This is a genomic window from Pseudomonas sp. MS15a(2019) (assembly GCF_013277805.1).
Lineage (GTDB): Bacteria > Pseudomonadota > Gammaproteobacteria > Pseudomonadales > Pseudomonadaceae > Chryseomonas > Chryseomonas benzopyrenica.
The window spans coordinates 380,547-405,788 of record NZ_VBTN01000010.1; the positions used below are offsets into that span (position 1 = coordinate 380,547).

General features: G+C 61.1%; 20 protein-coding genes and 1 pseudogene. 9 read left to right on the forward strand and 12 right to left on the reverse strand.

The window, feature by feature from the left end:
* Positions 1 to 261: 261 nt before the first annotated feature.
* Both FEZ61_RS16235 and FEZ61_RS24705 read right to left on the reverse strand, forming a co-directional pair.
* On the reverse strand, positions 262 to 618 hold the full coding sequence (locus tag FEZ61_RS16235) for a hypothetical protein (protein WP_242455188.1): 357 nt from the start codon (positions 616 to 618) through the stop codon (positions 262 to 264).
* A gap of 9 nt (positions 619 to 627) precedes the next feature.
* A pseudogene (locus FEZ61_RS24705) lies at positions 628 to 831 on the reverse strand (TetR family transcriptional regulator); the annotation flags it as partial.
* Positions 832 to 1,073: 242 nt separating this feature from the next.
* Between FEZ61_RS24705 and FEZ61_RS16245 the strand changes: the two are divergent.
* A complete protein-coding gene (locus FEZ61_RS16245; RefSeq protein WP_157225817.1) occupies positions 1,074 to 3,131 on the forward strand; it encodes a PAS domain-containing protein in 2,058 nt (685 codons plus the stop codon).
* A 366-nt stretch (positions 3,132 to 3,497) separates the two neighbouring features.
* Positions 3,498 to 4,118 (forward strand): tyrosine-type recombinase/integrase, encoded by a 621-nt coding sequence (locus FEZ61_RS16250; protein ID WP_173149482.1) that lies wholly within the window; start codon positions 3,498 to 3,500, stop codon positions 4,116 to 4,118.
* Positions 4,119 to 4,303: 185 nt separating this feature from the next.
* Here the strand turns inward: FEZ61_RS16250 and FEZ61_RS16255 are convergent, their stop codons facing one another.
* From FEZ61_RS16255 to FEZ61_RS16265, 3 genes are all read right to left on the reverse strand, one after another.
* Positions 4,304 to 5,623 carry an NtaA/DmoA family FMN-dependent monooxygenase gene (locus tag FEZ61_RS16255; protein WP_017640045.1) on the reverse strand — a complete coding sequence of 440 codons (1,320 nt, stop codon included), beginning with the start codon at positions 5,621 to 5,623 and terminating at the stop codon, positions 4,304 to 4,306.
* A 159-nt stretch (positions 5,624 to 5,782) separates the two neighbouring features.
* Complete coding sequence (locus FEZ61_RS16260; RefSeq protein ID WP_256204531.1) at positions 5,783 to 6,625, reverse strand: NAD(P)-binding domain-containing protein; 843 nt, start codon at positions 6,623 to 6,625, stop codon at positions 5,783 to 5,785.
* Positions 6,626 to 7,339 carry a nitroreductase gene (locus FEZ61_RS16265; protein ID WP_017640047.1) on the reverse strand — a complete coding sequence of 238 codons (714 nt, stop codon included), beginning with the start codon at positions 7,337 to 7,339 and terminating at the stop codon, positions 6,626 to 6,628.
* 105 nt (positions 7,340 to 7,444) lie between these two features.
* Between FEZ61_RS16265 and FEZ61_RS16270 the strand changes: the two genes are divergently transcribed.
* Positions 7,445 to 7,819, forward strand: coding sequence for a helix-turn-helix domain-containing protein (locus FEZ61_RS16270; RefSeq protein WP_178121603.1), 375 nt, complete (start codon positions 7,445 to 7,447; stop codon positions 7,817 to 7,819).
* 494 nt (positions 7,820 to 8,313) lie between these two features.
* Here FEZ61_RS16270 and FEZ61_RS16275 read toward each other — a convergent pair whose 3' ends face one another.
* From FEZ61_RS16275 to FEZ61_RS16285, 3 genes are read right to left on the reverse strand one after another with little or no spacing between them, the layout of a single operon-like run.
* Positions 8,314 to 9,657: an MFS transporter gene (locus tag FEZ61_RS16275; RefSeq protein WP_017638602.1), complete on the reverse strand. Its 1,344-nt coding sequence runs from the start codon at positions 9,655 to 9,657 to the stop codon at positions 8,314 to 8,316.
* A 57-nt stretch (positions 9,658 to 9,714) separates the two neighbouring features.
* A complete protein-coding gene (locus FEZ61_RS16280; RefSeq protein WP_017638603.1) occupies positions 9,715 to 11,100 on the reverse strand; it encodes a four-carbon acid sugar kinase family protein in 1,386 nt (461 codons plus the stop codon).
* Positions 11,101 to 11,102: 2 nt separating this feature from the next.
* Positions 11,103 to 12,380, reverse strand: coding sequence for a ribulose-bisphosphate carboxylase large subunit family protein (locus tag FEZ61_RS16285; RefSeq protein WP_173149484.1), 1,278 nt, complete (start codon positions 12,378 to 12,380; stop codon positions 11,103 to 11,105).
* Positions 12,381 to 12,568: 188 nt separating this feature from the next.
* On the opposite strand from FEZ61_RS16285, the gene FEZ61_RS16290 reads away from it, so the two are divergent.
* Positions 12,569 to 13,447: a LysR substrate-binding domain-containing protein gene (locus tag FEZ61_RS16290; RefSeq protein ID WP_026083551.1), complete on the forward strand. Its 879-nt coding sequence runs from the start codon at positions 12,569 to 12,571 to the stop codon at positions 13,445 to 13,447.
* Positions 13,448 to 13,486: 39 nt separating this feature from the next.
* On the opposite strand, the gene FEZ61_RS16295 is transcribed toward FEZ61_RS16290, so the two are convergent.
* The 4 genes from FEZ61_RS16295 to guaB all read right to left on the reverse strand — a co-directional run bounded on the left by FEZ61_RS16295 (position 13,487) and on the right by guaB (position 18,803).
* Complete coding sequence (locus FEZ61_RS16295; RefSeq protein WP_017638606.1) at positions 13,487 to 14,254, reverse strand: SDR family oxidoreductase; 768 nt, start codon at positions 14,252 to 14,254, stop codon at positions 13,487 to 13,489.
* A gap of 282 nt (positions 14,255 to 14,536) precedes the next feature.
* Positions 14,537 to 14,758 carry an OB-fold nucleic acid binding domain-containing protein gene (locus tag FEZ61_RS24465; protein WP_017638607.1) on the reverse strand — a complete coding sequence of 74 codons (222 nt, stop codon included), beginning with the start codon at positions 14,756 to 14,758 and terminating at the stop codon, positions 14,537 to 14,539.
* Positions 14,759 to 15,528: 770 nt separating this feature from the next.
* Positions 15,529 to 17,106 (reverse strand): glutamine-hydrolyzing GMP synthase, encoded by a 1,578-nt coding sequence (guaA, locus tag FEZ61_RS16305; protein WP_173149486.1) that lies wholly within the window; start codon positions 17,104 to 17,106, stop codon positions 15,529 to 15,531.
* A 227-nt stretch (positions 17,107 to 17,333) separates the two neighbouring features.
* Positions 17,334 to 18,803: an IMP dehydrogenase gene (gene guaB / locus FEZ61_RS16310; protein ID WP_064309368.1), complete on the reverse strand. Its 1,470-nt coding sequence runs from the start codon at positions 18,801 to 18,803 to the stop codon at positions 17,334 to 17,336.
* Between the two features lie 165 nt (positions 18,804 to 18,968).
* Between guaB and FEZ61_RS16315 the strand changes: the two genes are divergently transcribed.
* From FEZ61_RS16315 to FEZ61_RS16335, 5 genes are all read left to right on the forward strand, one after another.
* Complete coding sequence (locus FEZ61_RS16315; RefSeq protein ID WP_173149488.1) at positions 18,969 to 21,095, forward strand: TonB-dependent siderophore receptor; 2,127 nt, start codon at positions 18,969 to 18,971, stop codon at positions 21,093 to 21,095.
* A 297-nt stretch (positions 21,096 to 21,392) separates the two neighbouring features.
* A complete protein-coding gene (locus tag FEZ61_RS16320) occupies positions 21,393 to 22,337 on the forward strand; it encodes an iron-siderophore ABC transporter substrate-binding protein (RefSeq protein WP_173149490.1) in 945 nt (314 codons plus the stop codon).
* Positions 22,334 to 23,374, forward strand: a complete 1,041-nt coding sequence (locus FEZ61_RS16325; RefSeq protein WP_242455176.1) for an iron chelate uptake ABC transporter family permease subunit — start codon at positions 22,334 to 22,336, stop codon at positions 23,372 to 23,374. The genes FEZ61_RS16320 and FEZ61_RS16325 overlap by 4 nt, the downstream gene beginning before the upstream one ends.
* The gene (locus FEZ61_RS16330; RefSeq protein WP_173149492.1) at positions 23,371 to 24,384 is read left to right on the forward strand and encodes an iron chelate uptake ABC transporter family permease subunit; all 1,014 of its coding nucleotides are present in this window, start codon (positions 23,371 to 23,373) and stop codon (positions 24,382 to 24,384) included. Before FEZ61_RS16325 ends, FEZ61_RS16330 begins: the two co-directional genes overlap by 4 nt.
* Positions 24,366 to 25,172 carry an ABC transporter ATP-binding protein gene (locus tag FEZ61_RS16335; RefSeq protein WP_064309373.1) on the forward strand — a complete coding sequence of 269 codons (807 nt, stop codon included), beginning with the start codon at positions 24,366 to 24,368 and terminating at the stop codon, positions 25,170 to 25,172. The genes FEZ61_RS16330 and FEZ61_RS16335 overlap by 19 nt, the downstream gene beginning before the upstream one ends.
* Positions 25,173 to 25,242 lie beyond the last annotated feature (70 nt).

The following is a 25,242-nucleotide window of genomic DNA, read 5'->3' on the forward strand; positions in this document are numbered from 1 at the left end:
CGCCAGCCTGAACGCGGTAGCGTCCCGAAATTGTGCGGGTCGCTGCCCGAAAAGGGGGATCGCCCTACTGGAACGCCCCCCGAAGGCGGAAAACTAAATTCCAGGGCAGTTCGGTGACGCAACCCGCGGTGGCAAGGCTTCAAGGCCGGTCGCTTGCGCCACTGGCGCACCGCTCGCCACCCGTTATGGCAAGTCTTTTACCAGCGACCTGAAGTAAAGCGTGAAGATCAGTCGCACATCCATGAGCGGCGCAAAGATGTCTTAGTCACGAAGGATGCTAGCCAGCGTGCCGCAAAACAGGCTATGCAGCTGTAGGCTGGCGTTTCTCGGCGTCACCCCGGCTTGCAGGCGTTGCTGTTGGCCGTCGAAGAGGCTTTCGACGAGCGCTACAAATTCGCGGGTCAAGGCACTCTCACGCTGTTCAACTTCATGCAGTTCCGCAGTGAATTCGCATCGGTGCACAAGGATCGTCATAACACGACGCTCCCGCCCCGGCTGCACGAACTTCTCCATGCACTCGACGCTCAGTTCATACAGCCTCCTGAGACAATCGCCCTCCTCATTCACATGCAACTGCTGGGTCACTTCGTCGAGTGGAATGCGGATGCGATTGAGCATCTCAAGGACCAGCTGCACCTTGTCTTGGAAATGCCAATACACTGCTCCACGAGTGACCCCACAATCTCTAGCGATCATTTCGAGGCTGGTGCGTGAAACACCATTGGCGAGGAGGTCAGCCTTAATCAGTTGTACGGGGTATCTGGGTGCCTGAACGGTTTCGAAAGCACCACTCCTCCGTCGCAGGCTGTACGGTCCTGTTCCCCCGACCAGCGCTCGATATCCTGCTTGTAAGAAAGTGTCTTAAAACGCACGATAACGAATGCCTATCCGTCGAACCCTCACCGTCTCTATCACCCCGGAACAAGATGCCTTGATACGGGCATGCTTGCATTCTGGCCGATTCGCCAGCGCCAGCGAGGTTGTCCGGGCAGCCCTTCGGCTTTTGCAGCACGATGAGCGCCAAGTCGATCGCCTAGTTACCGACATGCCCTCGACGCAGCACAGCCAAGAGCATGTCTGAACATAGCGCCTACTCGCCAAGCGGGCCACTGGACTCAACCGCTGCCCTTGACCGTCAGGTGCTCTTCTCAACAGCACCGGCCCCCATGCTAGTGGTGGACGTTGACAGTCCGCGGTTCACCATTATTGACGTCAATGACGCCTACTTGGCGGCGACCCTACAAACACGAGCCAGGCTGGTCGGTAGCGGCTTGTTTGACGCTATGCCCGACAACCCCGCTGATCCCATGGCTACGGGTGTCACGAACTTGCGCGCCTCTATTGAGCGCGCGATCGCTACCAAAGCGCCGGATCGGATGCCAGATCAGAAGTACGATGTTCCTCTTGATTCAGGAGGCTTCGAAGAGCGCTGGTGGGAACCGGTCAACGCCCCTGTTATCGGTAAAGAGGGTGAAGTGGTGGCGGTCGTTCACCATGTCACCGATGCCACCGGGCGGGTCCGCGCAGATGAAGCTTTGCGCCGTCTAAACGAGACGCTAGAGCAGCAGGTCCGACAGCGCACTGCGGAGCTGCAGCTGTCACGGGACATCATCCAATCATCCACTGACCCCATTTGTGCGTTTGACACTGAGCTACGCCTCATTGCCTTCAACCAAGCGCACAGTGATGAGTTTTATCGCATGTTCGGCTACCGGATGCAGATAGGCGATGTGTTTCCCGACCTACTCCCGCCCGATCAAGCATTGGTGATGCGCAGCTTCATGACACGCGCTTTGATGGGGGAGTCCTATACGGTTACGGAAGTCTTCGGTGATGCCCGTCTTGGCGTACGTCACTGGGAGTTTTCCTACTCGCCCTTGCGTGATCTCCAAGGCCGCATTCTGGGCGCGTTTCACTACGCCCGTGATATCTCGGCGCGCGTGCATGCAGAAACCGAGTTAGGACTTACCCAGGAAGCGCTACGCCAATCGCAGAAGATTGAGGCGATAGGTCAGCTCACGGGGGGAGTAGCTCACGACTTCAATAACCTGCTTACCGTGATCAGAGCCTCCACTGACCTGCTCAAACGCCCTAATCTCGCGCCTGACCGTAACGCGCGCTACATTGCGGCCATCTCGGAGACGGTGGATCGAGCCTCGAAGGTGACCAGCCAGCTCTTGGCGTTCGCGCGCCGGCAGAAGCTCAACCCTGAGATGTTTGATGTGTGCGACAGCGTCCATGCCTTGACGAGCATGCTGGGAACCCTCATCGGCCAGCGCATTAGAATCGTGACTGAGCTTCCCGGCCAGACCTCCTATATCAGCGCTGACCTAAACCAGTTTGATACCGCCCTAGTCAACATGGTCGTGAATGCTCGCGATGCCATGAACGGTGAGGGCCAGCTCACCATCAGCGTAAATAGGGTTGAGATGATGCCGGCGATCCGGAGACATCCATCCGTTCAAGGTGACTATGTTGCGGTCTCGATCAGTGACACTGGTAGCGGCATTGCAGACGAGCATCTTGCGCAGATCTTCGAGCCCTTCTTTACTACCAAGGAGATCGGTCACGGAACGGGCCTAGGTCTCTCTCAGGTGTTCGGATTTGCCAAGCAGTCCGGTGGTGAGGTTGACGTCAAAAGCGAGTTAGGTCGTGGCACCACCTTTACGCTTTATCTTCCTCACGCAGTAGGATTTCTGCCGACCATCGGTACAGCGGAGCCAGAAGCCCTGGTAGACGGTCAGGGTACCCGCGTACTCGTCGTTGAGGACAATACCGACGTAGGCAACGTTGCCGTACAGGCGCTGACCGACCTAGGTTATGTCACTGTATTGGCTGCCAATGCGGAAGAGGCGCTGGCAGAGCTCAGGAAAAATGCTGAGCGATTCGATGTCGTGTTTTCGGATGTAGTGATGCCGGGCATGAGTGGCATCGATCTCGCGCATCGAATCCGCGAGGACCATCATGACCTACCGGTGCTGCTTACCTCCGGCTACAGCCATGTCCTGGCGCAAAATGGCACGTACGGCTTCGAGCTGCTCAACAAGCCTTACTCGGTCGAGCAACTCTCTCGTCTTTTACGCAAGGTCACGACCTGGCGACGACGGACACATATTCTCGGAAAGCAGTAGTTCGAATGTCCGACTTGGCGCGTCATAGCGGCAATTAATCTGCAACCCCATGCTGGACGAGACTTACCCAAGATCGCGTCAAACAGCTCGCAGTCATTTGGACGTTGCCTAGTGCTGCAAGTGAGGCTGGATTACCGCTGTAAATTGCTCTGCCCCACAAGGCTTAGCTAGAAAGCAGGCGTTGCGGGGTAAGGTGCGGACCCGTTCACCTTTCGAGTTGTCCCCAGAGTCCTGCTGGCAAGCAAAGCACCTATATCGGACGACCGTTTTTTGGCCGTTTCCGCCTCGGCGTCCGGCCGATGTGTCGGATAGCTCCGTCCCATGGTCGGGCCCATGCTTGTACTCCCTAACTGAGGAGAACAAGCCATGAAAGCGATAGCAGTCGTTAGTCACGAGCCTTGGAACAAGGGAAAGCTCGTTGGTCAGAAAGCCCCGCTCCGGATTAGGGATATCTGGGCTATCCGCGTCAGACTCCAGCTTGCGGAGAAAACCAGGGACTTGGCTCTATTTGACCTGGCAATCGATAGCAAGCTGCGCGCCTGCGACCTCACTAGGCTGCGCGTGCGGGACATAGCCCACGGGGAGCACGTCTCACCGAGAGCTATCGTGATGCAGCTAAAAACTCATCGTCCGGTGCAGTTTGAGATTACAGAGCAGACACGCTCAGCGGTGGAGGCTTGGATACGCCATGCCAAGCTTCGAACTGAGAACTTCCTGTTCCCAAGTAGGCTCGCCCGCTCCGAGCATATTTCTACCCGACAGTACGCACGGATTGTCAAAGCCTGGGTGACAGCGGTTGGTCTGGATCCAGCCTTGTACGGAACCCATACCCTGAGGCGAACCAAGGCGTCGCTGATCTACCGCAGGACCAAGAACCTCAGGGCCGTACAGCTCTTACTGGGCCATACGAAGCTGGAAAGCACTGTCAGGTACCTTGGCATCGAGGTAGACGACGCTCTGGAGATGGCCGAGCAGACAGAGGTTTAGCCGCATGACCTGGCGACGGCTGCGGGGCCGTCGCTATCCGACCCAAAGCTGCCGGTCAGCACTGGCAGAAGTCGGCCAAAGCAGACGTCCGAAGGTCAAACGGGCACAGCTCGCTGACCTCTGCTCCCGGCATTTTTGCAGCTAGTCTTGAAGCGAACTTGCCTCCCTCGTAGCTGCAAGCGGCATTAGAGACGAGGATCGCGCCCGTATTGACCAGGTACATCAAGATGATCGCGGAGCGTAGTTCCCTCATAATCCCAATGAAACAGGCCGCGATCCTGAAGAAGCGGTATCACTTCGTCGACAAGCGGGGGCAACCCGTCTTCAAAGACGTCCGGGCATAACCAGAAACCGTCTACAGCTTCGGCCTCGAACCACTTTTGCATGTGGTTGGCGACTTCAACCGGTGGACCTACGACCGTCGGGTGGTAGTCAATGACACCGTGCGCCAGGACGTCACGCAGCGTCCAGCCTTCTTTGGCGATCTTTAAAGCGTTTTCGGAACGGGGATCATATGGTGATGGCTTGGCTTGGGCGAGCTGTTCAGGCGACAGGGGCTCATCAAGGGGAGCATGCTTAAGCGGAAGCCCGAGCAACCGACCGAGATAGCCGAGGCTTTGTGCAAGAACGTTTCCGTTCATTGCGATGCGACGATTCAGCCCTGCACGGCGATCTGCTGCGATGGTCGTCATGAGGCCTGCAAAAAATTTGACCTCGTCAGGATCGCGTCCCGCGCGTTCGGCCGCTGCTCGCAACGCCATACGCTCGTCGCGTGCTTCCTCGATCGTGAAGACCGCACCAATCACACCGCTGGCATAACGCCCCGCGACCTCCTGTCCCTGCTCGCCGCCGCCTGCCTGGAAGATTACCGGTTGTCCTTGTTCGGACGGAGGGAGTACGAGCGGACCGGTGGAGCTTACATGTTGCCCGCGTAGGTTAACCGGCCGAATCTCGGACAAGTTCGCGAATAGGCCAGCCTCCTTGTCGTGGAGCCAGGCGTCACGACCCCAGCTGCCCCACAGTGCTTGGACGAGCTGAATAACCTCGTGTAGCCGCTCGTATTTTTCCGCACGCGGCGGCAAGTCGCGTCCGTAATTTGCGGCTACCATCGGGTCGCTCGTCGGTACCGCGTTCCAGCCCGCCCGCCCGCGGCTCATCAGGTCGAGTGCCTTGAACTGACGCGCAAGGTTGAAGGGTTCGGTGAAAGTCGTCGATCCTGTCGCTACCAGCCCTATCCGCTCGGTCCCGCGCGCGACCGCTGCGAGCGTCATCATAGGCTCCATGTGGACATGCTGCGCGTCAGTGGCGATGTCGGCCTTCAACGCTGGGAAGTCAGGCATGAACAGGAACTGAAATTTGCCGCGCTCAGCTTGCTGGGCGTAGCGGACTAAGTTATCGAAGTTCGTGAAGTTCGTGGCATCAACGCCCGGCCACCGCCAAGCTCCCGCCTGAGAGCCATAGCCATTACCGAAAACCATTCCGATGAGCATCTGTCTAGTGGTCATGTCGTTTCTTGCTGCTCTTGGATGCCTGAAGCCGCCGGACGGCTTGGGTGATCCGCCAACAGCTTGCGAGGCTGACACACGGATGGTGGCAGGGGCCCAGTGCCCTCGCCATCTGGCTACCGTTGGCGACAAAGTGTCCTAGTCGCCTTAATGGCATCGTTACATGTTGATGGCACGGAGCAAACGTACACCCCAGTCCTCATCCGGATTGGTAGTGCCGTCGCCGAGCCGCTCCTGAATTACGGCAACTCCGAGGTCCCGGCGCTTCGGCAGCCTTTCGCGTTCGGCAGCGTCTAGAGCCGGGCGTAACTCAGGAAGCGTCAGGTCCGTACAATAGACCGGCGCGCCCGGCTGCTGACGCCAGGAGTCTGCGAGCGAGCCCGCGTCGTAGGCATCCAGGCCACTATCATTAACCAGGGCCATGGCGATGGCGCGATCCCTGTCCCTGTCAGCTGCAACAGGGATCGCAATTCGGTGAGAGGCTCCCTCCGGCTTGCTCTTCTTGGCGAAGGAAGCTGAGCCAATTGCATTCCATGCCTTGGCAATTGGTCGACCGAGCTGTTCGGCAACCCAGACGCTTTCAACCTGACCGCCCTCGATAGCCTCGATCTTTTCGTCTCGGAACGGATAATAGTTGGACGTGTCGATTACGACAGTTTCGTCAGGAAGCCGCGATACTAACGAAGCAATCTTCGGGATCGCGGCGAGAGGTATCGACAGGATGACGACGTCTACGTCAGCGACCGCCCCGGTCGAGGTGGCGGCGCGGGCACCACATGCAAGCAGTTCAGGATCTACCGTCTCAGGTCCGCGTGAGTTGGCCACCTTTACGTCATGACCTACCGCGCTCAGCTTTTGGACCAGTGTTTTCCCTATATGGCCAGTACCCAGAATGCCGATCTTCACAGTGATTATCCTCGTGATAGTGGTGACTGGTTTCGGACTTTTTGCCGGTGCTCGGAATAGACGACATCCCTCAAAAAGCGACTCTGTACATAGCACTCAGCGATGGAAGGTGACGCTCTCGGAAACGGGGACACGGTCCATTCTCATACGATTCCCCGGCGCCTCTTCGTCGGGGTAGCCGAAGGAAATGCCGAAGAGCATTTTTAGCTCATCCGGGATACCGAGATACTCTCGGATTGTTCCCGCGAAGAAGCCTAGCGACGTCTGTGGAATACCGCCGAGACCACGAGCCGCCAGCGACAGCAGGAACGTTTGCCCGTACATTCCGATGTCTCCAGCCACGCGGACATTGTCACCGAAGGAAGGCATGAACAGCAGCGCGACATGCGGTGCGTTGAAGAATGAGTAGTTCATTGCGGCAGCACGTTTGCGGCCCTCCTTGTCTGCCCTCATGACGTTCATCGCCTCGTAGTACGCTTTCCCTTGGGCGTCCTTTCGCTCGCCGTACGAGCCGTAAAACTCGCTCATCTCAAACGTGAAGTCCGGTGTGAATTCGCCCATATCGTTCTTTGAATGGATGATTTCGGAAAGTCCGGCCAGCTTGGCACCTGAAACGATGTGGACACTCCACGGCTGGGTGTTGCAGTTGGACGGGGCGCATTGCGCATCGTGCAATACGTCCTGCAAAACTGTGTCCGGTATGGGCGTATCGAGAAATCCACGAAAGGATCGCCTGATGCGCGCGGTATCCTGGAACGTGAGAGTGTCGTTTTCATTGGCGGCGTTGAGCAGCTTGAGTGGAGTATTCATGCAATACCTCTAGTTTGCTAATGCTCCTACACTAGGTACTATGTATAATTCAGGCAAGAACCCACTAAAAGGTGGGATACCCACCAAAAGGTAAGTAAGGTGGCATTGGATAGAGATTGGAAGTGTGAGGACCCCAAGCAACAGCTTGTCTGGGCAGCCGCAACGAGCGAAGCGCTCCGGGTTCTGGAGGGAAAGTGGAAGATGGTCATCATTGTCCAGCTATTCGCAGCCAAAGGCCCGTTACGTTTCTCCGAGCTTCAGCGCCGGGTTGAAGGCGTGAACCAGAAGATGCTGATCCAGCAGCTCAAGGAATTAGAGAAAGACGGGATCGTCACGCGGACGCTCTTTCCACAAGTGCCACCGAAGGTGGAATACGCTCTCGGCGAACTTGGCCTCGCGCTCGGCCCGACGTTGGAAGCTTTGGTCGACTGGACTTTTCTGAAGCGTGAGCTGGAAGGTCAAGCCCTCAAAGATTCTTAAGCAAGGGAGATTCGTACTTCTCGCAGCTTCCCGAAATATTTCTCCATTGGCGCTGAGTAGCGGTTGTTACACCGGATATCCATTTAAGCGAAACTTTTAAAAACAGCCCTATGTGTTAACAGCCGTTGGTGTACGTCCGCTTTTGGCCGCTAGCCGCTCTTTACCAGCGGCAGCTTCGGGCCCATCGCTATCTGACCAGTAGCTGCCCTTCGGCGAGGACAGCAAACGACCAGAAGCAGGCAGTAGTTAAATACCGCTAGAAGACCGCTTTTGGCCGTAGCCCCACAAGAGCCATGACGTCACCAGCTCCCGCCGTCGTTGGCACGCCGTCAGAATCTTTCATTTGATCACGATCATCATCCCGTACTCGTCCTCTAGGGTCACTAGAGTCACGTCGCTGGATGTATCTGACTGCTACCGGCCAACGACCCAGCCAGCAATCCGGGGCGGCTGGGCATGGCGCCTTCCTCGAGCTAATGCCGTACTCAGCTCGATCAGTCGTTCACGATATCGATATCCCTTGTTTCGGCAGAGAGGTAGACGCAGGTTGCGGAGATCACTGCGAGACTTATGGTCAGTATCGAAATAGCGTAGGGCGAGCCGTAATGGTTTAGTAGGTACGCCCCGAGGATAGGTGCGGTTCCGCCGCCGATAATGCCCCCAACGTTGGTCGCCATTGCAAAACCTGTAAACCGAGCACTAGGACCGAATGCCTCACCGGTAAATGACGGTACCGCACCGTAGACCAGTCCGTATCCCGTCATGAACAGGCACGAGCCTAGGACCATTGGTAGAAACTGGCCCATGGAGAATAGGTACCAGAAGGGAAAGGCGACCAGCGCTGTGAACGCGAAGCCAATAAGCATCGTGGTACGTCTGCCTATTCGATCCGCCAAAGCGCCGGCGCAAGGCACGACCACCAGGTGGGTGCAGACCGCGACCATAGCGACCGATAGCACGAAGGCGTTGGATAGCCCTAGTTCCCGCTGGCCGTAACTCAGCGCGAAGACGGTGAACAGGTAGAACGTGGAGAAGTGGCAGATGTTGGCGCCGGCGACCAGCAGCAGTTGCTTGGGATAGCGCTTGAAGAGGCGCATAGCGGGTGACTGGCTAGGGGTCACGTTCGCCGAACGCTTCGCGGCGGTCTCCAGGAATACTGGAGATTCGGGCACCTTCGAACGAACGAAGACCCCAACGATCAGTAGTACGAGGCTGGCGACAAACGGAATGCGCCATCCCCAGGAGTAAAAATCCTCCTTGGATAACGCGCTGCTGACGATCAGGAGCAAACCAGCCGAGGCGATGAATCCGAACACCGGGCCAATATTGTTGATCGCGGCGTACAGTCCACGTTTTCGCCTGGGCGCATGTTCGAGAAGCATGAGCACGGCGCCACTGTATTCGCCTGCGAAAGCAAAGCCTTGGATGAAGCGCAGGACACACAGCATGATCGGCGCCCAGATACCGACGCTTGCATAGGTCGGCAAAAGGCCGATACCTACGGTGCTCAACCCCATGACTATCAGCGTGAGGTAAAGCAACTTCTTCCGACCGATACGATCGCCGAAATGCCCGAGCACTAGGGAGCCTAGGGGTCTGGCGATAAAAGAAATGGCAAAGGACGCAAGGGAGGCCAGCCGCGAGACAGCCTCATCATGCCCAGGAAAAAACAGGGGAGCGAAGATCAGAGCCGCGGCAGTTCCATAGAGGTAAAGATCATAAGTTTCGAGCGCCGTACCGAAAAGGCTGCCGGCGACCACATTCTTCATGGACTTCTGCTTTTCCGCGTCCACGTGTTCAAGGGGGGTTTCACTTATGCTGGATATAGAGGTCTGCATGGTTTCACCTGTTGTTATTGTAGATGTGCCAGTGCTGTACTTGACGTTGCTCGATTACTAGCCTCTTAAAGCCCTGACGAAATAATCCCGGTCTCCCATTTGCCCGCCTTTCAGAGCGATTTCCAAGGACTTCAGATAGGGCTTTTCCGAATGCATCTGGCACAACGGTGCGCCGGGCGAGAGATAGGACTTGATAACCAATGCATCTGGATTTAGGACCTTGGTTATTTGGCTGGAGGTATCCCCTCCAGAAATCACGAGCCGCTTCAGCGGATAGGCTTCGAGAATGGCCAAGACCACATGACCCAACTCGAACGCCAGTCGTTTGCCGCCGTAAGTTCTTGCGTTGTCACGATTGAGGCCTTCGGCGACCATGGCTTCGATCATCTGCTCGATGCGTGGATCGGCCGTACCCTTGGCGGTATGCATGACGACAGATTTTCCCGCTGCGAGATAAGCGAGTGCAGCTGTCACCAGTTCCTGGAGTATGGCGCCACGCCGGGCGTCGCTTATGAGTCCTGTAGTGTCTACTGGCAACTCGACGAAGCCATCGGCGAGCGCTGTATCGATCTGAGCCTGGCTCAGCGGTGAGGCGCTACCCGACACCACGAGCACCTGTGCAACAGGATGCAACGGAGCGACTTGGGCTTGGTGGTTACACGTCCGGCCGCCTGCGTGCCAGTGTTGTGTCAGTCCGTACTCCACACCGGACGAGCCCACCACGAACACGGAAGTGCTGCCGATGGCGAGTTCGGTAAGGGCCCGACCCGCTGCGGTTAGGTGTTCGTCAGTGACGCCGTCGAACAATACTGCATCATGCTCACGACCCACCTCACGGGCCAGAGCGGCAAGATCCTCCGTTTCTTCAATATGCCGGATGGTTACCTTGGCAATGTCTAGGTTCGCCTGCTGGCCGATGTGCACACTGAGGTCGGCTTCCTGCATCGGCGTGATCGGATGAGCCCGCATGATCGGATGACGGTCGATCCGGTGAACCTGGTGATCCGTCTTGGACAGGGCGAACAGATTGCCGAAGGCACAGTACCGACCTAACTTGGGATTGCCAGCAATGATGGGAATGCCGGTGACGTCGAAGATCGCCGATGCCAGGCCGATCACGTGGCCGATGCTGCCAACGCTTGGCGCGCTGTCAAACGTCGAGCACACTTTGTAGTGCACCACTGACGGTGACAGCTGTTTGATCGCGTGGAACACCGCGGGTAGGGCGTCGTCCATTTCTGCGTTGGACATCGCACGGCTATCACCGGCGATGCCAATGGCATCAAAGCCGCCAAGCTCCGCGATCAGTTGTGACGACGGTGGCTGGAGGAACAGCGCGCACTTGAGTCCGGCCCCGGTCAGCACTTCCAGAGCATCCGTCGAGCCAGTGAAGTCGTCGCCATAGAAGACAAGCGGAAGTTTCGAATTGGCATCCTCAGCCATCTTCAGGCCCCCCCGAATTTCTTTAGCGCGGCACTCAAGGCTGGACGGCCTTCGGCGTACTGATGCAAAGGCACATGCTGCACTGCAGCCTCCCAGCCCTCGCGCATGCTCTGCACGCCAGCCTCGATACCTTGCGGGTGACCGATGATGCCTCCGCCCGCCAGATGCATGAGGTCGACCGACTTGAGTGCGTTGTAAAGAATCGGGGCCTGCGCAGCCCACTGGCCGGAAGAAAACACGGGCAGCAACGGCTGTATGCCGGCGAAGGAGCGCAAACAACTCTGTGCCGATGAAATAACGGACTCGTCCGGCTCCCAGAACTTGCTCTGGACTCCGTTGACATGCAGATGGTCGATGCCCGCTAGGCGCCATACCTTTTGGTAGACGTCGAAGGAAAAACCCAGGTTAGGGCTTCGCGTGAAAGCGCCCCACCCATTTCGATGGCCATGGATAGGCAATTGGGAATGCTTGCGGATGTGTTCGACGGCAGAGTGGCCAACCCAGTTCAGGCACAGCATCACGCAGGTGCCACCCGCCTCACGCACGGCATCGTGCCGCCGCAGCATTTCGTCCACACCGCCTGAGATATTGATGGCATACATAGGCATCCTGCCTAGCCGATCAGCATGACGGTGTAGCACCTGCATGACAGCGCTGAGCCGGGCATCGAAAGACGCATAGGTCGGGTCAATTAACAGCTCATCATCCTTGAAGAACTCGATACCACCTGCGCAGAGGGCATCGACCGTCTCAGCAGTCTGCTCAGGGGTCAAGCCGATGCTGGGCTTGATGATCGTGCCGATGATGGGCCGATCGTGTACGCCACAGAGGGCACGCGTACCTTCGATGCCAAATTGAGGCCCGAGGAACGTAGAAGCGAAGCGCTCGGGCAGTTCCAGATCCAAGACCCTGAGAGCGCTCACTTCGCCTAGCTCGAAGAGGTTTCCCGCTATGGTTGTCAGCAGCGCGGGAATGTTGGTGCCAATGTTGGCGATAGGGAATGCAATCGTGACCTCGCCACGATGGAAGTGATTTGACGGGTTGTGCCTTGTGAGATAAGCGCTGTGCAAGGAGGCTGTATCTACAGCTGGCAGCGTCTTGATGGATACGACCCGCGCACGGGAGCGCTCTTTCAACTCCGCAGACTCACCTGGAACGGAGATGAAGGTGCCACTCGATTGTTCGCCGGCGATAATCTCCCCGACTTTCTCGATCGGAAAGTTACTTTCAACAAAGAAGCGAGCGCTGAACTCTTCCCTGCCTGATGGATAACCGGACATAAAGTATTCCTCGAGCTAATTATTGTTGTCGATCTTCAGCAAAAAGCGTCTGCAGATGTACTTTCAATATACATTGACCACTCACCTGGCCAATCGATATGATTTCCTAAGCGTGCGACAAAAACTCACACTCAGCGCGGGTTGCCGTTAAAAGCGGCGCGCCCAGTCGGCTAGCGAGGTACCAAGCGATGCCCTCTACCCCACGGCCATCCCTAAATGCTTTGAGAGCCTTCGAGATGACTGCTCGAAAGGGCACGTTCAGCGAGGCGGCCGAAGCCCTGTCGGTGACGCATGGCGCAATCAGTCGGCATATTCGGAGCCTGGAGGACTCACTTGGCGTGGTGTTGCTGACGCGCAATGCGCATGGCACCACGCTCACTTCAGAAGGCGCCAAGCTTGCAGCCGGCCTCAGGCGCGGATTCGCATTGATCCAGGAAAGTGTGGAGCAGGTGCGGCCTCAACCGCTGGAGCTTTCTTGCTCTGCCTCAATCATGATGCACTGGCTACTACCTCGGCTGGCAAAGTTGCACAGTCGCTTTCCCACGATGGAGCTTGGGCTCAAAACTGGACATGGTCCTATCGACTTCATTCAGGAAGGCGTCAGCGTCGCGATTCGACTAGATAGCATCCAGCCACCCGCAGGTACCGTTCCCATCCCGCTCACACGTGAATGGATAGGAGTGATCTGCTCGCCGGAGTATCAGGCTGCCTCTGGAGTGAACGACGTCGGCCAGCTAGGCCGGGAACGCTTGCTGGCCACCAAGACTCGGCCACACGCGTGGAGTGATTGGTATGCGGCGGTGGCGCGCCCACCGATAGAAACGCTCGGTATGGAGTACTTCGAGCATTTTTACCTGCTGATACAGGCGGCGAAGGTTGGACTCGGAATGGCCTGCGTTCCCAGAATGCTGGTGCAGTCCGAACTCGACAAAGGGGAACTTGTGGCGCCTTTTGGCTTTGCCGAGGGTCCAGCCCACTTGGTTCTCTGGGTATCTCCAAGCGCTATGCAGCGGCCTGATACCGCGAACCTCGCACAATGGCTTCGAGAAGAAATGGCAAGCAGTTGAGGCGCGATCTGAGTGTGATAGCGCCTCGGAACTAAGGGATTAGATATCACCTGCGCCCCAAGCCAGGAAGCCACCGTCCACAGGCAGGACGATGCCATTCACATAAGCTGCTACGTCAGATGCTAAATAGCTGACCGCTCCAGCCATCTCCTGAGTGGTGCCGTAGCGCTTAGCCGGAATGGCGTTGCTATAAGCCTTGCGGAAACTGTCGCTGTGGAGCTCTCGAGTCATGGGGGTATCAACTGGCCCAGGCGCGATCGCGTTAGCAGTGATGCCATAGTCAATCAATTCGACGGCCATTTGACGAGTCAGCGCGATCACCGCGCCTTTGGATGTGCCATAGGCCGTACGACCTTTGCCGACGGCACGCAGGCCGGCTACTGAAGCGATATTGATGATCCTGCCAAAGCTATGCTTGCGCATGAGGCGAGCGGCCATTTGGCAGCATAGGAAGGTGCCGGTGACGTTGATGAGCAAGGTCTTGTTGAAGACCTCGAGATCGAAGTCGAGAAACGGCATTGTCTTCGCGATCCCGGCAGAATTAACCAAGACGTCGCATCGGCCTAGTTCACGCTCGATCCAGTCGAAGCACTCGGTTATGGATGACGGTGAGCTGACATCAACCTGGCAGGCGAAGGCAGAAAAGCCCTGGTCTTTGAGGTGGTCTGCGAAGCGCTCAGCCTCATCAATTTTGATATCACAGATGACGATCTGATGACCGTCTTTCGCAAGGGCCAGCGCAGCTGCAGCGCCGATACCCATGGCCCCACCTGTGACGACGGCAACTTTTTGATCGGTGGCTTGCATTGATTTTTTCTCTTGTTCTAAACGCCTGGGTGGCTGAGCTTTGGAGATTAGGAAATAGCTCGCTAGAGATGCAATCGATTAAATCTCCCGCTCAAGTGATAAAACTTCACAATCACGAAAGGGCAAGTCGAGTCAGTAATTACAGCCGGCAAAGCAAATGGGGAAGTCATCGGTTCAGCAGGTCCATATCCTTTTGCCTCATCTGGAAGTAGATGCTTTTTGAGCCGGTATCGTGAGAGAGGGAGTGCTCCGAAAGTAATCGTCCGACAGTCAGTAGTTTAATCAACGAAAATCTCGACTCCGGGTGTCGAGCCCCTGCAGCAGCTCGCTGATGTCCTCAAGTCGGCCGGCTACGACGTGCAGTAACCCGTCGCGCGTCTCCACGGCCCCATCCACCCATAGCAGCTGTGACGCCACCAGATCCCACCGCTGGCGCTCCGCCAAGGTACGCCACACCACCACGCTCACCATCCCAAACTCGTCCTTCAGCGTCACGAAGGTCATGCTGGTAACGGCGCCTGAGCGCCGCGTCCCCAGATTTAATTAGCCCGGCTATCCGGGCTGGCTGGCCATGGCAGCGTTCTTTCAAGTCACGAGAGATTATTAGGCGGTGAGCCACAAGCTAAGGTCGTAGTAACGTAAGAGACAACGGCCTAAGGTGTTACCCAGCGAGGCATAGTCGTAATAAGTGTCTACGCCCACGGTAGGTGCGACCAGTTCCTGGAACTCCTCTGCAACGATGGGGGCCCTCAGCAATGAGCGGCGGCTGCGGTTCGTTAGCTGCCCTACGCCAACGGCTGCTTTGGGTCGTTAGCGGTCAGTCATGAATGACTGCTTTCGTCCCTGAGCCGTGGGTGCAACCGCTTACGTCAGATGCAAACGACTGGCCAGCACCTATGAAAATTGTTCCGGTAGAGGACAATTTCCCATCAAGCTACCAGCTGTAATGAATGGCTACGATGCAACCTACCCAATAGCTTTTCCAGGTTGCCGGAGCGTCCATCCATCAACCACATTGGTCCAACCCTGCCACATCGCAGGACGCTGATACCGCCACGACCTTAATATAAACGGCGCGCACGCCCCTTCGCTGACGAGCTAGCTACTTCTCGATCCAGTCGGAGTTGTAACCCACCGCGTGCAAAAGCTGCTGACCGTGCGGCGCAAGTCGTGGAGACTGCCAGGATTCACCCTCATCAAAAAGCCAGAAGCCCGTAATTACGCGGGCTTCTGGCTTTTTCTGCTAGACGTACCGGTCTATCCCGGACGCGGGATCACTCCCACTCAATCGTCGCCGGCGGCTTGCTCGAGACGTCGTAGGTGACGCGGGAGATGCCGTCAATTTCGTTGATGATGCGGTTGGAGACCTTTTCCAGCAGCTCGTAGGGCAGATGGGCCCAGCGGGCCGTCATGAAGTCGATGGTTTCCACCGCGCGCAGGGCGACGACCCAGGCGTAGCGGCGGCCGTCGCCGACCACGCCGACGGATTTCACCGGCTGGAAGACGACGAAGGCCTGGCTGACCTTGTGGTACCAGTCGGCCTTGCGCAGTTCGCTGATGAAGATGTCGTCGGCGCGGCGCAGCAGGTCGGCGTATTCCTTCTTCACTTCGCCGAGGATGCGCACGCCCAGGCCCGGGCCGGGGAAGGGATGGCGGTAAACCATGTCGTAGGGCAGGCCCAGTTCCAGGCCGATCTTGCGCACCTCGTCCTTGAACAGTTCACGCAGCGGCTCGACCAGCTTGAGGTTCATCTCCTCGGGCAGGCCGCCAACGTTGTGGTGGGACTTGATGACGTGGGCCTTGCCGGTCTTGGCGCCGGCCGACTCGATGACGTCGGGGTAGATGGTGCCCTGGGCCAGGAACTTGATGTTGTCGAGCTTGCTGGCTTCGGCGTCGAAGACGTCGATGAAGGTGCGGCCGATGATCTTGCGCTTCTTCTCCGGGTCGGCTTCGCCTTCCAGGTTGGTCAGGAAGCGCTGCTCGGAGTTGGAGCGGATCACCTTGACGCCCATGTTCTCGGCGAACATGGCCATCACCTGGTCACCCTCGTGCAGGCGCAGGAGGCCGTTGTCGACGAAGACGCAGGTCAGCTGCTCGCCGATGGCCTTGTGCAGCAGGGCCGCGACCACGGAAGAGTCGACACCGCCGGAGAGGCCCAGCAGCACGTTGGCGCTGCCGACCTGGGCGCGCACCTGGGCGATGGCGTCCTCGACGATGTTGGCCGGGGTCCAGAGGGCTTCGCAGCCGCAGATGTCCTTCAAAAAGCGCGAGAGGATGCGACCGCCCTGCTTGGTATGGGTCACCTCGGGGTGGAACTGCACGCCGTACCAGCCGCGCTCGTCGTCGCCCATGGCGGCGATGGCGCAGCTCGGGGTGCTGGCAACGATGTGGAAGCCGTCCGGCAGCTTGCCGACCTTGTCGCCATGGCTCATCCAGACGTCCAGGCCGAGCACGCCGTCGTCGTCGAGGTGGTCCTGGATGCCTTCGAGCAGGCGGCTCTTGCCGACCACGTCGACCTTGGCATAGCCGAATTCACGGATGTTGGAGCCTTCGACCTTGCCGCCGAGCTGCTCGGCCATGGTCTGCATGCCGTAGCAGATGCCGAACAGCGGTACGCCCAGGTCGAACACCGCCTTGGGTGCGCGGGGGCTGCCGGCCTCATGGACCGACTCGGGCCCGCCGGCGAGGATGATGCCGCGCGGAGCGAAGGCGCGGATGTCGGCGTCGTCCATGTCGAAGGGGTGCAGCTCGCAATAGACGCCCAGTTCGCGCACGCGGCGAGCGATGAGCTGGGTGTACTGGGAGCCGAAGTCGAGGATGAGGATGCGGTGGGCGTGGATGTCTTGGGACATGGCCAGGTCTCGATAGCGCTAGGTTCAGACGATTCGGGGCTGTAAGACAGCCCCGAATCGCAACGTAAGAACTAAGAGCCTGTTAGAAGTCCGCTGCGCGTCGGCCAAACCGCGTTGAAAATGGCTTCGGAATGCTCATTTACCCTTTGTAAACTCCGCTTCCTCAGCCATTTTCGCCTTGTTTGTCACTAGCTCGCGGCGCTTTTAACAGGCTCTTGAATCAGGAATCAGCTAACGCGGTAGTTAGGCGCTTCCTTGGTGATCTGCACGTCGTGGACGTGGGATTCGGCCATGCCGGCGCCGGTGATGCGCACGAACTGCGGCTTGGTACGCATCTGCTCGACGGTGGCGCAACCGGTGTAGCCCATGGAGGCACGCAGGCCGCCCATCAGCTGGTGGATGATCGCCGCCAGCGGGCCCTTGTAGGGGACGCGACCTTCGATGCCTTCGGGGACCAGCTTCTCGGCGCCGGAGGCGGAGTCCTGGAAGTAGCGGTCGCTGGAGCCCTGGGTCTGGGACATGGCGCCCAGGGAGCCCATGCCGCGATAGGACTTGTAGGAGCGGCCCTGGAACAGCTCGACCTCGCCCGGGGCCTCTTCGGTACCGGCGAACATGGAGCCCATCATCACGCAGTAGCCACCGGCGACGATGGCCTTGGACAGGTCACCGGAGAAGCGGATGCCGCCGTCGGCGATCAGTGGGACGCCGGTGCCTTCGAGAGCGGCGGCGACGTTGGCGATGGCGGAGATCTGCGGCACGCCGACACCGGCGACGATGCGGGTGGTGCAGATGGAGCCCGGACCGATGCCAACCTTGACCGCATCGGCGCCGGCGTCAGCCAGGGCCTTGGCGGCTTCGGCGGTGGCGATGTTGCCGCCGATCACCTGCACCTGCGGGTAGGTTTCCTTGACCCAGCGCACGCGCTCGATCACGCCCTTGGAGTGACCGTGGGCGGTGTCGACCACGATGACATCCACGCCGGCGGCGACCAGCGCGGCCACGCGCTCGGGGGTCTCGGCACCGGTACCGACAGCCGCGCCGACGCGCAGGCTACCGGCGTCATCCTTGCTGGCGTTGGGGTAGGCCTTGGCCTTCTCGATGTCCTTGACGGTCATCATGCCCTTGAGCGCGAAGGCTTCATCGACGATCAGCACCTTCTCGATGCGGTGCTTGTGCAGCAGCTCGCGGACTTCCTGCTTGTCGGCGCCTTCGCGCACGGTGACCAGGCGATCCTTGGGGGTCATGACTTCGCGCACCGGCACGTCGAGACGGGTCTCGAAGCGCACATCGCGGGAGGTGACGATACCCACCAGGTCACGACCAGAGATCACCGGGACGCCGGAGATGTTGTGCAGGCGGGTCAGGTCGAACAGATCGCGCACGCTGGCGTCGGCGTCGATGGTGATGGGGTCCTTCACCACGCCGGCCTCGAAGCGCTTGACCTTGCGGACTTCCGCGGCCTGCTGCTCGACGGTCATGTTCTTGTGGATGATGCCGATGCCGCCTTCCTGGGCCATGGCGATGGCCAGACGGGACTCGGTCACGGTGTCCATGGCGGCGGACACCAGGGGAATGTTCAGCTCGATGCCACGGGTCAGGCGGGTCTTGAGACTGACGTCTTTCGGCAGGACATCCGAATAGCCGGGGATGAGGAGAACGTCGTCGAACGTCAGGGCTTCTTGGCTGATGCGCAGCATGGCGGGCGCTCCCGGGCGGGAAAATTTAGGAGCGCGACATTATACCTGCGCTTGGGGATGGGCGGCAACGGACCTGGACACCAACGGTAAGAGGATTCGATTTACGTGAGAATGACTATCAACATAGAATCGCCGCCACTTTCCCCGCCCCTTCCGAGAACGCCCTTGAACACGCCGCCCAGAGCCCTTCGCCGTTTCGCGCCCTTCGCCTTCAGCACCCTGGCCCTGGCGACCAGTTCGGATCTGCTGGCAGCGGCTGACACCACCCTCGCCCCCATGGACATCTCCGCTACGGCCAGCGAGGCCGACCAGGGCTATCGGGCGACCCGCGCCTCGACCGCGAGCAAGAGCGACGTGCCGATCAAGGAAGAGGCGCAGTCGGTGCAGACCGTGACTCCGCAACTGCTCCAGGACTACGAGGTGCGGACCCTGGACGACGCCTCTAAATTCGTCAGCGGCGTGACCCAGAGCAACACCCTGGCCGGGACCAAGGATGCCTTCGTCAAACGTGGCTTCGGCAGCAACGCCGATGGCTCCATCTTTCGCGATGGGGTGCGCTCGAATCTGTCGCACAACTTCGATGCCACCGCCGAGCGCGTGGAAGTCTTGAAGGGCCCCGCCTCTCTGCTCTATGGCGCCCTGGAGCCTGGCGGCCTGATCAACGTGGTCAGCAAGCAGCCGCAGTACCAACCGCTTACCACCCTGAGCGGCTCGGCTTACAGCGAAGGCGGCGGCAATCTCGGCGTCGACACCACCGGCCCCCTGGGTGACAGCGGCTTCGCCTATCGGCTGATCGCCGAACGCCAGAGCGAGGACTATTGGCGCAACTACGGGGTGGATCAGCACAGTCTGGTGGCGCCGTCGCTGTCCTGGACCGGCGAGCGCGCCAGCCTGACCCTGGCCTATTCCTATAACGACTACAGCGGTCCCGTGGATCGCGGGACGGTGTTCGTCAATGGGCATCCCAGCAGCGCCAGCTACGACAAGCGCCTGGACGAGAAATGGTCCGAGAGCAAAGGCATCACCGAGACGGCTAGCGCTCGCTACGAGTACCAGCTCAGTGACGATTGGAAGACGCGGCTGATCTACGCCTGGAACAACGACCGCTACAGCCTGGACTTCGCCCAGCCGGTCTCCTTGGCCGCGAATGGCAATCTGCTGCGGACGGCCAATGGCGCCCATTACGATTACGAGACGACGTACGCCAGTTGGGACTTCATCGGCCGGCAGGATCTGCTGGGCCAACGCCATGATCTGCTGGTGGGCCTCGATCACGAGGATAACGACCAGTACCGCGGCAACACCTACCGCAACAACAATGCCTCGCGCCGCAACATCAATATCAACGCGCCGGTGTACGGCAGCCTGGCAGCACCCAGCCTCCTGAGCACGACCCAGAGCGATCAGGACAGCAGCCTGGAATCCACTTCGCTGTACTTCAAGGACAACTGGCACCTGAACGATCGCTGGATCCTGGTGCTGGGCGGCCGCTACCAGACTTTCAAGCAGTACAGCGATCAAGGCCTGGGCCGGGATTACGTCGTCAATCTGGACAAGCGCGATCACGCGGCCCTGCCGCTGGCCGGTGTGGTGTTCCAGGCCACCGATACCCTGTCGCTATACGGTAACTACAGTCGATCCTTCGTGCCGAACACCACCGTTGACGACCGCGGCAACACCTTCGATCCCGAAGAAGGCCGCAGCTTCGAGGTGGGTGCCAAGTACGACCTGACGCCTGGCCTGAATCTGAACGTGGCGCTGTACGACATCCAGAAGAAGAATGTGGTGACCACCAGCAACGTGGCGGGTGTGAGCGTGAGCGAAGCCGCCGGCAAGGTCGGCTCGCGGGGCCTCGAAGTGGACCTCACCGGCCATCTGGCCGAGCGCTGGGACGTTGTCGCCACCTATGCCTACGATCACACCGAGGTGCTCGATGATCCCAGCAACGAGGGCAAGCGCCTGCCCCAGGCGCCCAAGCACAGCGGCAGTCTCTATCTGACCCACCACCTGCTGGTGCCGTCCAACCTGGGTGGCTGGCACCTCGGCGGCGGCGCGCGCTACGTCGGCGAGCGGGCCGGCGATGCGGCCAACAGCTTCTACATGAGCAGCTACACCGTGGCCGACGCCTTCCTGCGCTGGGATCTGCCGGTGACCGGCTACCAGACCCGGCTGCAGCTGAACGTGGATAACCTGTTCGACAAGGAATACTACCCGTCGAGCGCCAACAGCCCGCTGCAGGTGGCGGTGGGCGAGCCGCGGACGGCGCGGCTGAGTGCCACGGTGAGCTTCTAAGCCAGCGGCCTGCCCTCACCCCAGCCCTCTCCCGGGGGGGGAGAGGGGGCGGATCGAAACGTGCAACACAGTGGAAAACGCTTCGCGGTTTTCCACGCTACGCCCAAGTTTGCATCACCTGTAGGAGCGGCCCATGGCCGCGATCCGCTAGCAGCCTGCGCTAACACCAAAGGGAGAGGGACCGGCCCGGCGTCCTTAGCGGATGCCAGCCCCGTGGTGATGCTCTATCCTAGTCGCCCCGCCGTGGGGCCTCGGCCTGCCTGGCGGGCCTCTTTCGGTCTTCAGCCAGTCTCCGTCATGCTCGATCGTCGCGCCCTTCTTCGATTCGCCGCCGGTAGCGCCCTGCTCGCCGGGTTGCCCGCAGGGGTGTTCGCGCGCGCGTCGGCGGCGGATGGTGAATTCCCGCGGCAGGTGGAGCATGTGGTGGGCAGCACCCTTATCCCACGCCAACCCCAGCGGGTGGCCGTGATCTCCACCGGCCAGCTGGACGCCGCTCTGAGCCTGGGCGTGATCCCAGCGGGCACCACCCGGGTGGACAATCGCGAACTGGCCCCCGGCTATCTGCGCAGCGCCCTTGCCAGCCGCGCCGGCGAGCTGGACGCCATGGTCGATCTGGGCAGTCGTCAGGCGCCGGATCTGGAAGCCCTGGCGCGCCTGGCGCCGGATCTGATCGTGCTCAACCGCACCGTGCTCAAGGCTGGAGGCCTGGAGCTGTTTTCGCGCATCGCCCCCACGGTGGTGGCGCGCGGCACCGGTGGCAACTGGCGGCCGGACTTCCTCGTGCTGGCTGATGCCCTGGGGCGGCGCCAACAGGCCGAGCGCCTCCTGGGGGACCTGGATCGGGATCTCGCCGGCATGACGCAGCGCCTGGGAACTCAGCCGCCCTCCGCCTCCCTGCTGTTTTCCAGCGGCGCCCGGCTGCGCCTGATGGGCGTGGATTCCTTTGCCGGCGGCTTGCTGCAGGCCATGGGCGTGACCCGCACGGCGGCGCAGCGCTTCAAGGGCACCTCGCGGGATGTCAGCGCCGAGTTGTTGGATCTGGCCGACGCCGACTGGCTGTTCTACGCCGAGCAGGGCACCGCCCTGGCCAGCCTGGCGCGGCAACCGCTGTGGCCGCGGCTGACTGCGGTGCGTCAGTCCCGGGCCGTTCGCGTGGATACCGACGCCTTCTATCTCAACGCCGGGCCCCTCGCCGCCCGCCAGGTGATCGGCACGGTCGCCGGCGCCCTGGGGATGACATGACCCCGCCGGCCCGCCCCGCGCCTCTTGCACAACGGGCATCCGCCGCCCGCGGTGGCCTGGTGCTGGTCCTGCTGCTGATCGTCCTGGCGCTGGCGGTGGTGGCGAGTCTGGGCATAGGCGCACGGTCGCTGTCGGCGGCGCAGATCCTGCACCTGCTCGTCGCGCCCGATGACTCCACCGAGGCCGTGGTGCTCTGGCAGCTGCGTCTGCCACGCACCCTGCTCGGACTGCTGGTGGGTGCGGCCCTGGGCCTGGCCGGTGCCCTGATGCAGGCGCTGACGCGCAATCCTCTGGCCGACCCCGGACTGCTGGGCATCAACGCCGGGGCGGCCTTCGCCGTGGTGGCCGGGCTGTCGCTGCTGGGGCTGGACGATGCCCCGACGCGCCTGGCCTGTGCCCTGCTGGGCGCGGCCCTGGCCGCCGGCCTGGTCTATCTGCTCGGTGGCAGTGCCCCGGCCCGCGGTCAGCCCATACGGTTGATCCTGGCCGGCATCGCCCTGAGCGCCAGCCTCAACGCCTGCACCGGCATCATCACCCTGTTCGATAGCGCGGTGTTCGACAGCTACCGCTTCTGGGCGGTGGGCGCCCTGAGCGGCCAGACGCCGGGTGGCGCCCTCGGCATCCTGCCGCTGCTGCTGATCGGCCTGCTGCTGGGCCTGCCCCTGGGCAGCCGCCTCAATGCCCTGGCCCTGGGCGACGACCTGGGTCGTGCCCTCGGCGCCCGCCTCGGGCAACTGCGGCTGTTGGCCTTCGTCGCCATCGTGCTGCTGTGCGGCGCCGCCACTGCGGTGGCCGGACCCATCGGCTTTCTCGGCCTGGTGGTGCCCCACGCCTTGCGCCTGCTGGTGGGCGCCGACTGGCGCTGGATCCTGGCGCTGGCGCCCCTGGCCGGAGCCAATCTGCTGTTGCTGGCCGATACCCTGGGCCGCCGCGTGGCCCTGCCGGGCGAACTGGAGGCGGGAATCGTCTGCGCCCTGCTCGGCACCCCGGTGCTCCTCGCGCTGATCATCCGTTCCGCCCGGCGGGTGCGCCCTTGAGTCGCCATCGCTTCGCCCCCCGCCGCTCGGCGCGCTTCAAGGCCTGCCTGTTGCTGCTCCTGCTGGCGGCCATCGGTATCTGTGCCCTGACCCTCAGCGGCGGCGCCTTCGCTCCGGCGCCGCACCGGGTGGCGGCCACCCTGCTCGGTCGCGGCGACGCCCTGGCCAGTCTGATCCTGCTGGAGCTGCGCCTGCCGCGACTACTGGCGGCCTTTGGCGTCGGCGCGGCCCTGGGTGCCAGCGGTGCCATCTTCCAGCGGCTGGCGCGCAATCCCCTGGCCAGTCCGGATCTGGTGGGCTTCACCGTCGGCTCGGCCAGCGGTGCGCTGATCACCCTGCTCTGGCTGCAACTGGGCGGCGCGGCGCTGATGGTGGGCGCCCTCAGCGGCGGTCTCCTGGCCGCGGTACTGGTGGCCGGACTCGCCGCCCTGGCCGGTATCCGCGGCGAGCGGATGATCCTGCTGGGCATCGCCATCAGCGCCCTGCTCGCCTCGCTCAACGAATACCTGCTGACCCGCGCCGAGCTGGACGAAGCCCAGGAGGCCCGGCTCTGGCTGTTCGGTAGCCTGGACATGCTGACCTGGAGCCGCACCCTGACCCTGCTCGCCGGCTGCCTGTTGCTGCTGCCGCTGGCCGCCTGGCTGGCGCGCCGGCTGCGCCTGCTGGAGCTGGGCGACGACCTGGCCCGCGCCCTGGGCCTGGCCGTGCTGCCCAGCCAGAATCTGCTGTTGGCCGTCGCCGTGGCCCTGGCCGCCCTGGCCATCGCCACCGCCGGCCCCATCGGCTTCGTCGCCCTGGCGGCGCCCCAACTGGCCCGTCGCCTAACCCGCAGCGCCGATCTGGGTATCCTCGCCCCCGCCCTGCTCGGCGCCTGCCTCACCGCCCTGGCCGATCTGCTGGCCCAGCGGTTGCTGGCGCCCTTCCAGATTCCGGTCGGGTTGCTCACCGGCGCCCTGGGCGGCCTCTATCTGATCTTCCTGCTGAGCCGCGAATGGCGGCGGACCTCATGAGCCAAGACGCCCCCTCCAGCCGCCTCGCCGCTCACGGCCTTACCGTGGGCTACGGCGGCCAGCCGATCTGCGCCGACCTCGATGTGCGGCTGCCCGATGGCCGCTTCACCGTCATCATCGGTCCCAATGGCTGCGGCAAGTCGACCCTGCTGCGCAGCCTGGCGCGGCTGATCCGCCCCAGTGCCGGCGAGGTACGCCTGGACGGCCGGCTGATCCAGGAGCTGCCGACCCGTGAGGTGGCGCGGCGCATCGGCCTGCTGCCGCAAAGCGCGGTGGCGCCGGACGACATCCTGGTCAGCGACCTGGTGGCCCGCGGGCGCCATCCCCATCGCCAGGCCTTCGCCGGCTGGACGGATGCCGACGAGCGCGCGGTGCAGCACGCCCTGGAAGCCACCAATACCCTGGAACTGGCCGAGCGGGCGGTGGACAGCCTGTCCGGCGGCCAGCGCCAACGGGTGTGGATCGCCCTGGCACTGGCCCAGGAGACCCCGCTGCTGCTGCTCGACGAGCCCACCACCTACCTGGACATCGCCCACCAGGTGGAGCTGATGGAGTTGCTCTGCCGGCTCAATCGCGAGGGTGGTCGCACGCTGGTGGCAGTGCTGCACGACCTCAACCAGGCCTGTCGCTACGCCGACCACATCATCGCCCTGCGCACCGGGCGCATCCTCGCCGAGGGGCCACCGGCGGAAATCGTCACGCCCGAGCTGATCGAGGCGCTGTACGGCCTCAAATGCGCGGTGATCGAGAATCCCCTGGCGGGCACGCCGCTGGTGATTCCTTATTAGGCTCTGAACGTTGGGTTTTGACGGTGAAGCGGTCTCAGCGGCGCCCGAGCTTGTCGGAGGACCTTGCAGG

Bases quoted from the DNA above. Each gene is read 5' to 3' on its own strand.
- FEZ61_RS16235 (WP_242455188.1), bottom strand. From the start codon at position 618: ATGCTCAATCGCATCCGCATTCCACTCGACGAAGTGACCCAGCAGTTG.
- FEZ61_RS16245 (WP_157225817.1), top strand. From the start codon at position 1,074: ATGTCTGAACATAGCGCCTACTCGCCAAGCGGGCCACTGGACTCAACC.
- FEZ61_RS16250 (WP_173149482.1), top strand. From the start codon at position 3,498: ATGAAAGCGATAGCAGTCGTTAGTCACGAGCCTTGGAACAAGGGAAAG.
- FEZ61_RS16255 (WP_017640045.1), bottom strand. From the start codon at position 5,623: ATGACCACTAGACAGATGCTCATCGGAATGGTTTTCGGTAATGGCTAT.
- FEZ61_RS16265 (WP_017640047.1), bottom strand. From the start codon at position 7,339: ATGAATACTCCACTCAAGCTGCTCAACGCCGCCAATGAAAACGACACT.
- FEZ61_RS16275 (WP_017638602.1), bottom strand. From the start codon at position 9,657: ATGCAGACCTCTATATCCAGCATAAGTGAAACCCCCCTTGAACACGTG.
- FEZ61_RS16280 (WP_017638603.1), bottom strand. From the start codon at position 11,100: ATGGCTGAGGATGCCAATTCGAAACTTCCGCTTGTCTTCTATGGCGAC.
- FEZ61_RS16285 (WP_173149484.1), bottom strand. From the start codon at position 12,380: ATGTCCGGTTATCCATCAGGCAGGGAAGAGTTCAGCGCTCGCTTCTTT.
- FEZ61_RS16290 (WP_026083551.1), top strand. From the start codon at position 12,569: ATGCCCTCTACCCCACGGCCATCCCTAAATGCTTTGAGAGCCTTCGAG.
- FEZ61_RS16295 (WP_017638606.1), bottom strand. From the start codon at position 14,254: ATGCAAGCCACCGATCAAAAAGTTGCCGTCGTCACAGGTGGGGCCATG.
- FEZ61_RS24465 (WP_017638607.1), bottom strand. From the start codon at position 14,758: ATGACCTTCGTGACGCTGAAGGACGAGTTTGGGATGGTGAGCGTGGTG.
- guaA (WP_173149486.1), bottom strand. From the start codon at position 17,106: ATGTCCCAAGACATCCACGCCCACCGCATCCTCATCCTCGACTTCGGC.
- guaB (WP_064309368.1), bottom strand. From the start codon at position 18,803: ATGCTGCGCATCAGCCAAGAAGCCCTGACGTTCGACGACGTTCTCCTC.
- FEZ61_RS16320 (WP_173149490.1), top strand. From the start codon at position 21,393: ATGCTCGATCGTCGCGCCCTTCTTCGATTCGCCGCCGGTAGCGCCCTG.
- FEZ61_RS16325 (WP_242455176.1), top strand. From the start codon at position 22,334: ATGACCCCGCCGGCCCGCCCCGCGCCTCTTGCACAACGGGCATCCGCC.
- FEZ61_RS16335 (WP_064309373.1), top strand. From the start codon at position 24,366: ATGGCGGCGGACCTCATGAGCCAAGACGCCCCCTCCAGCCGCCTCGCC.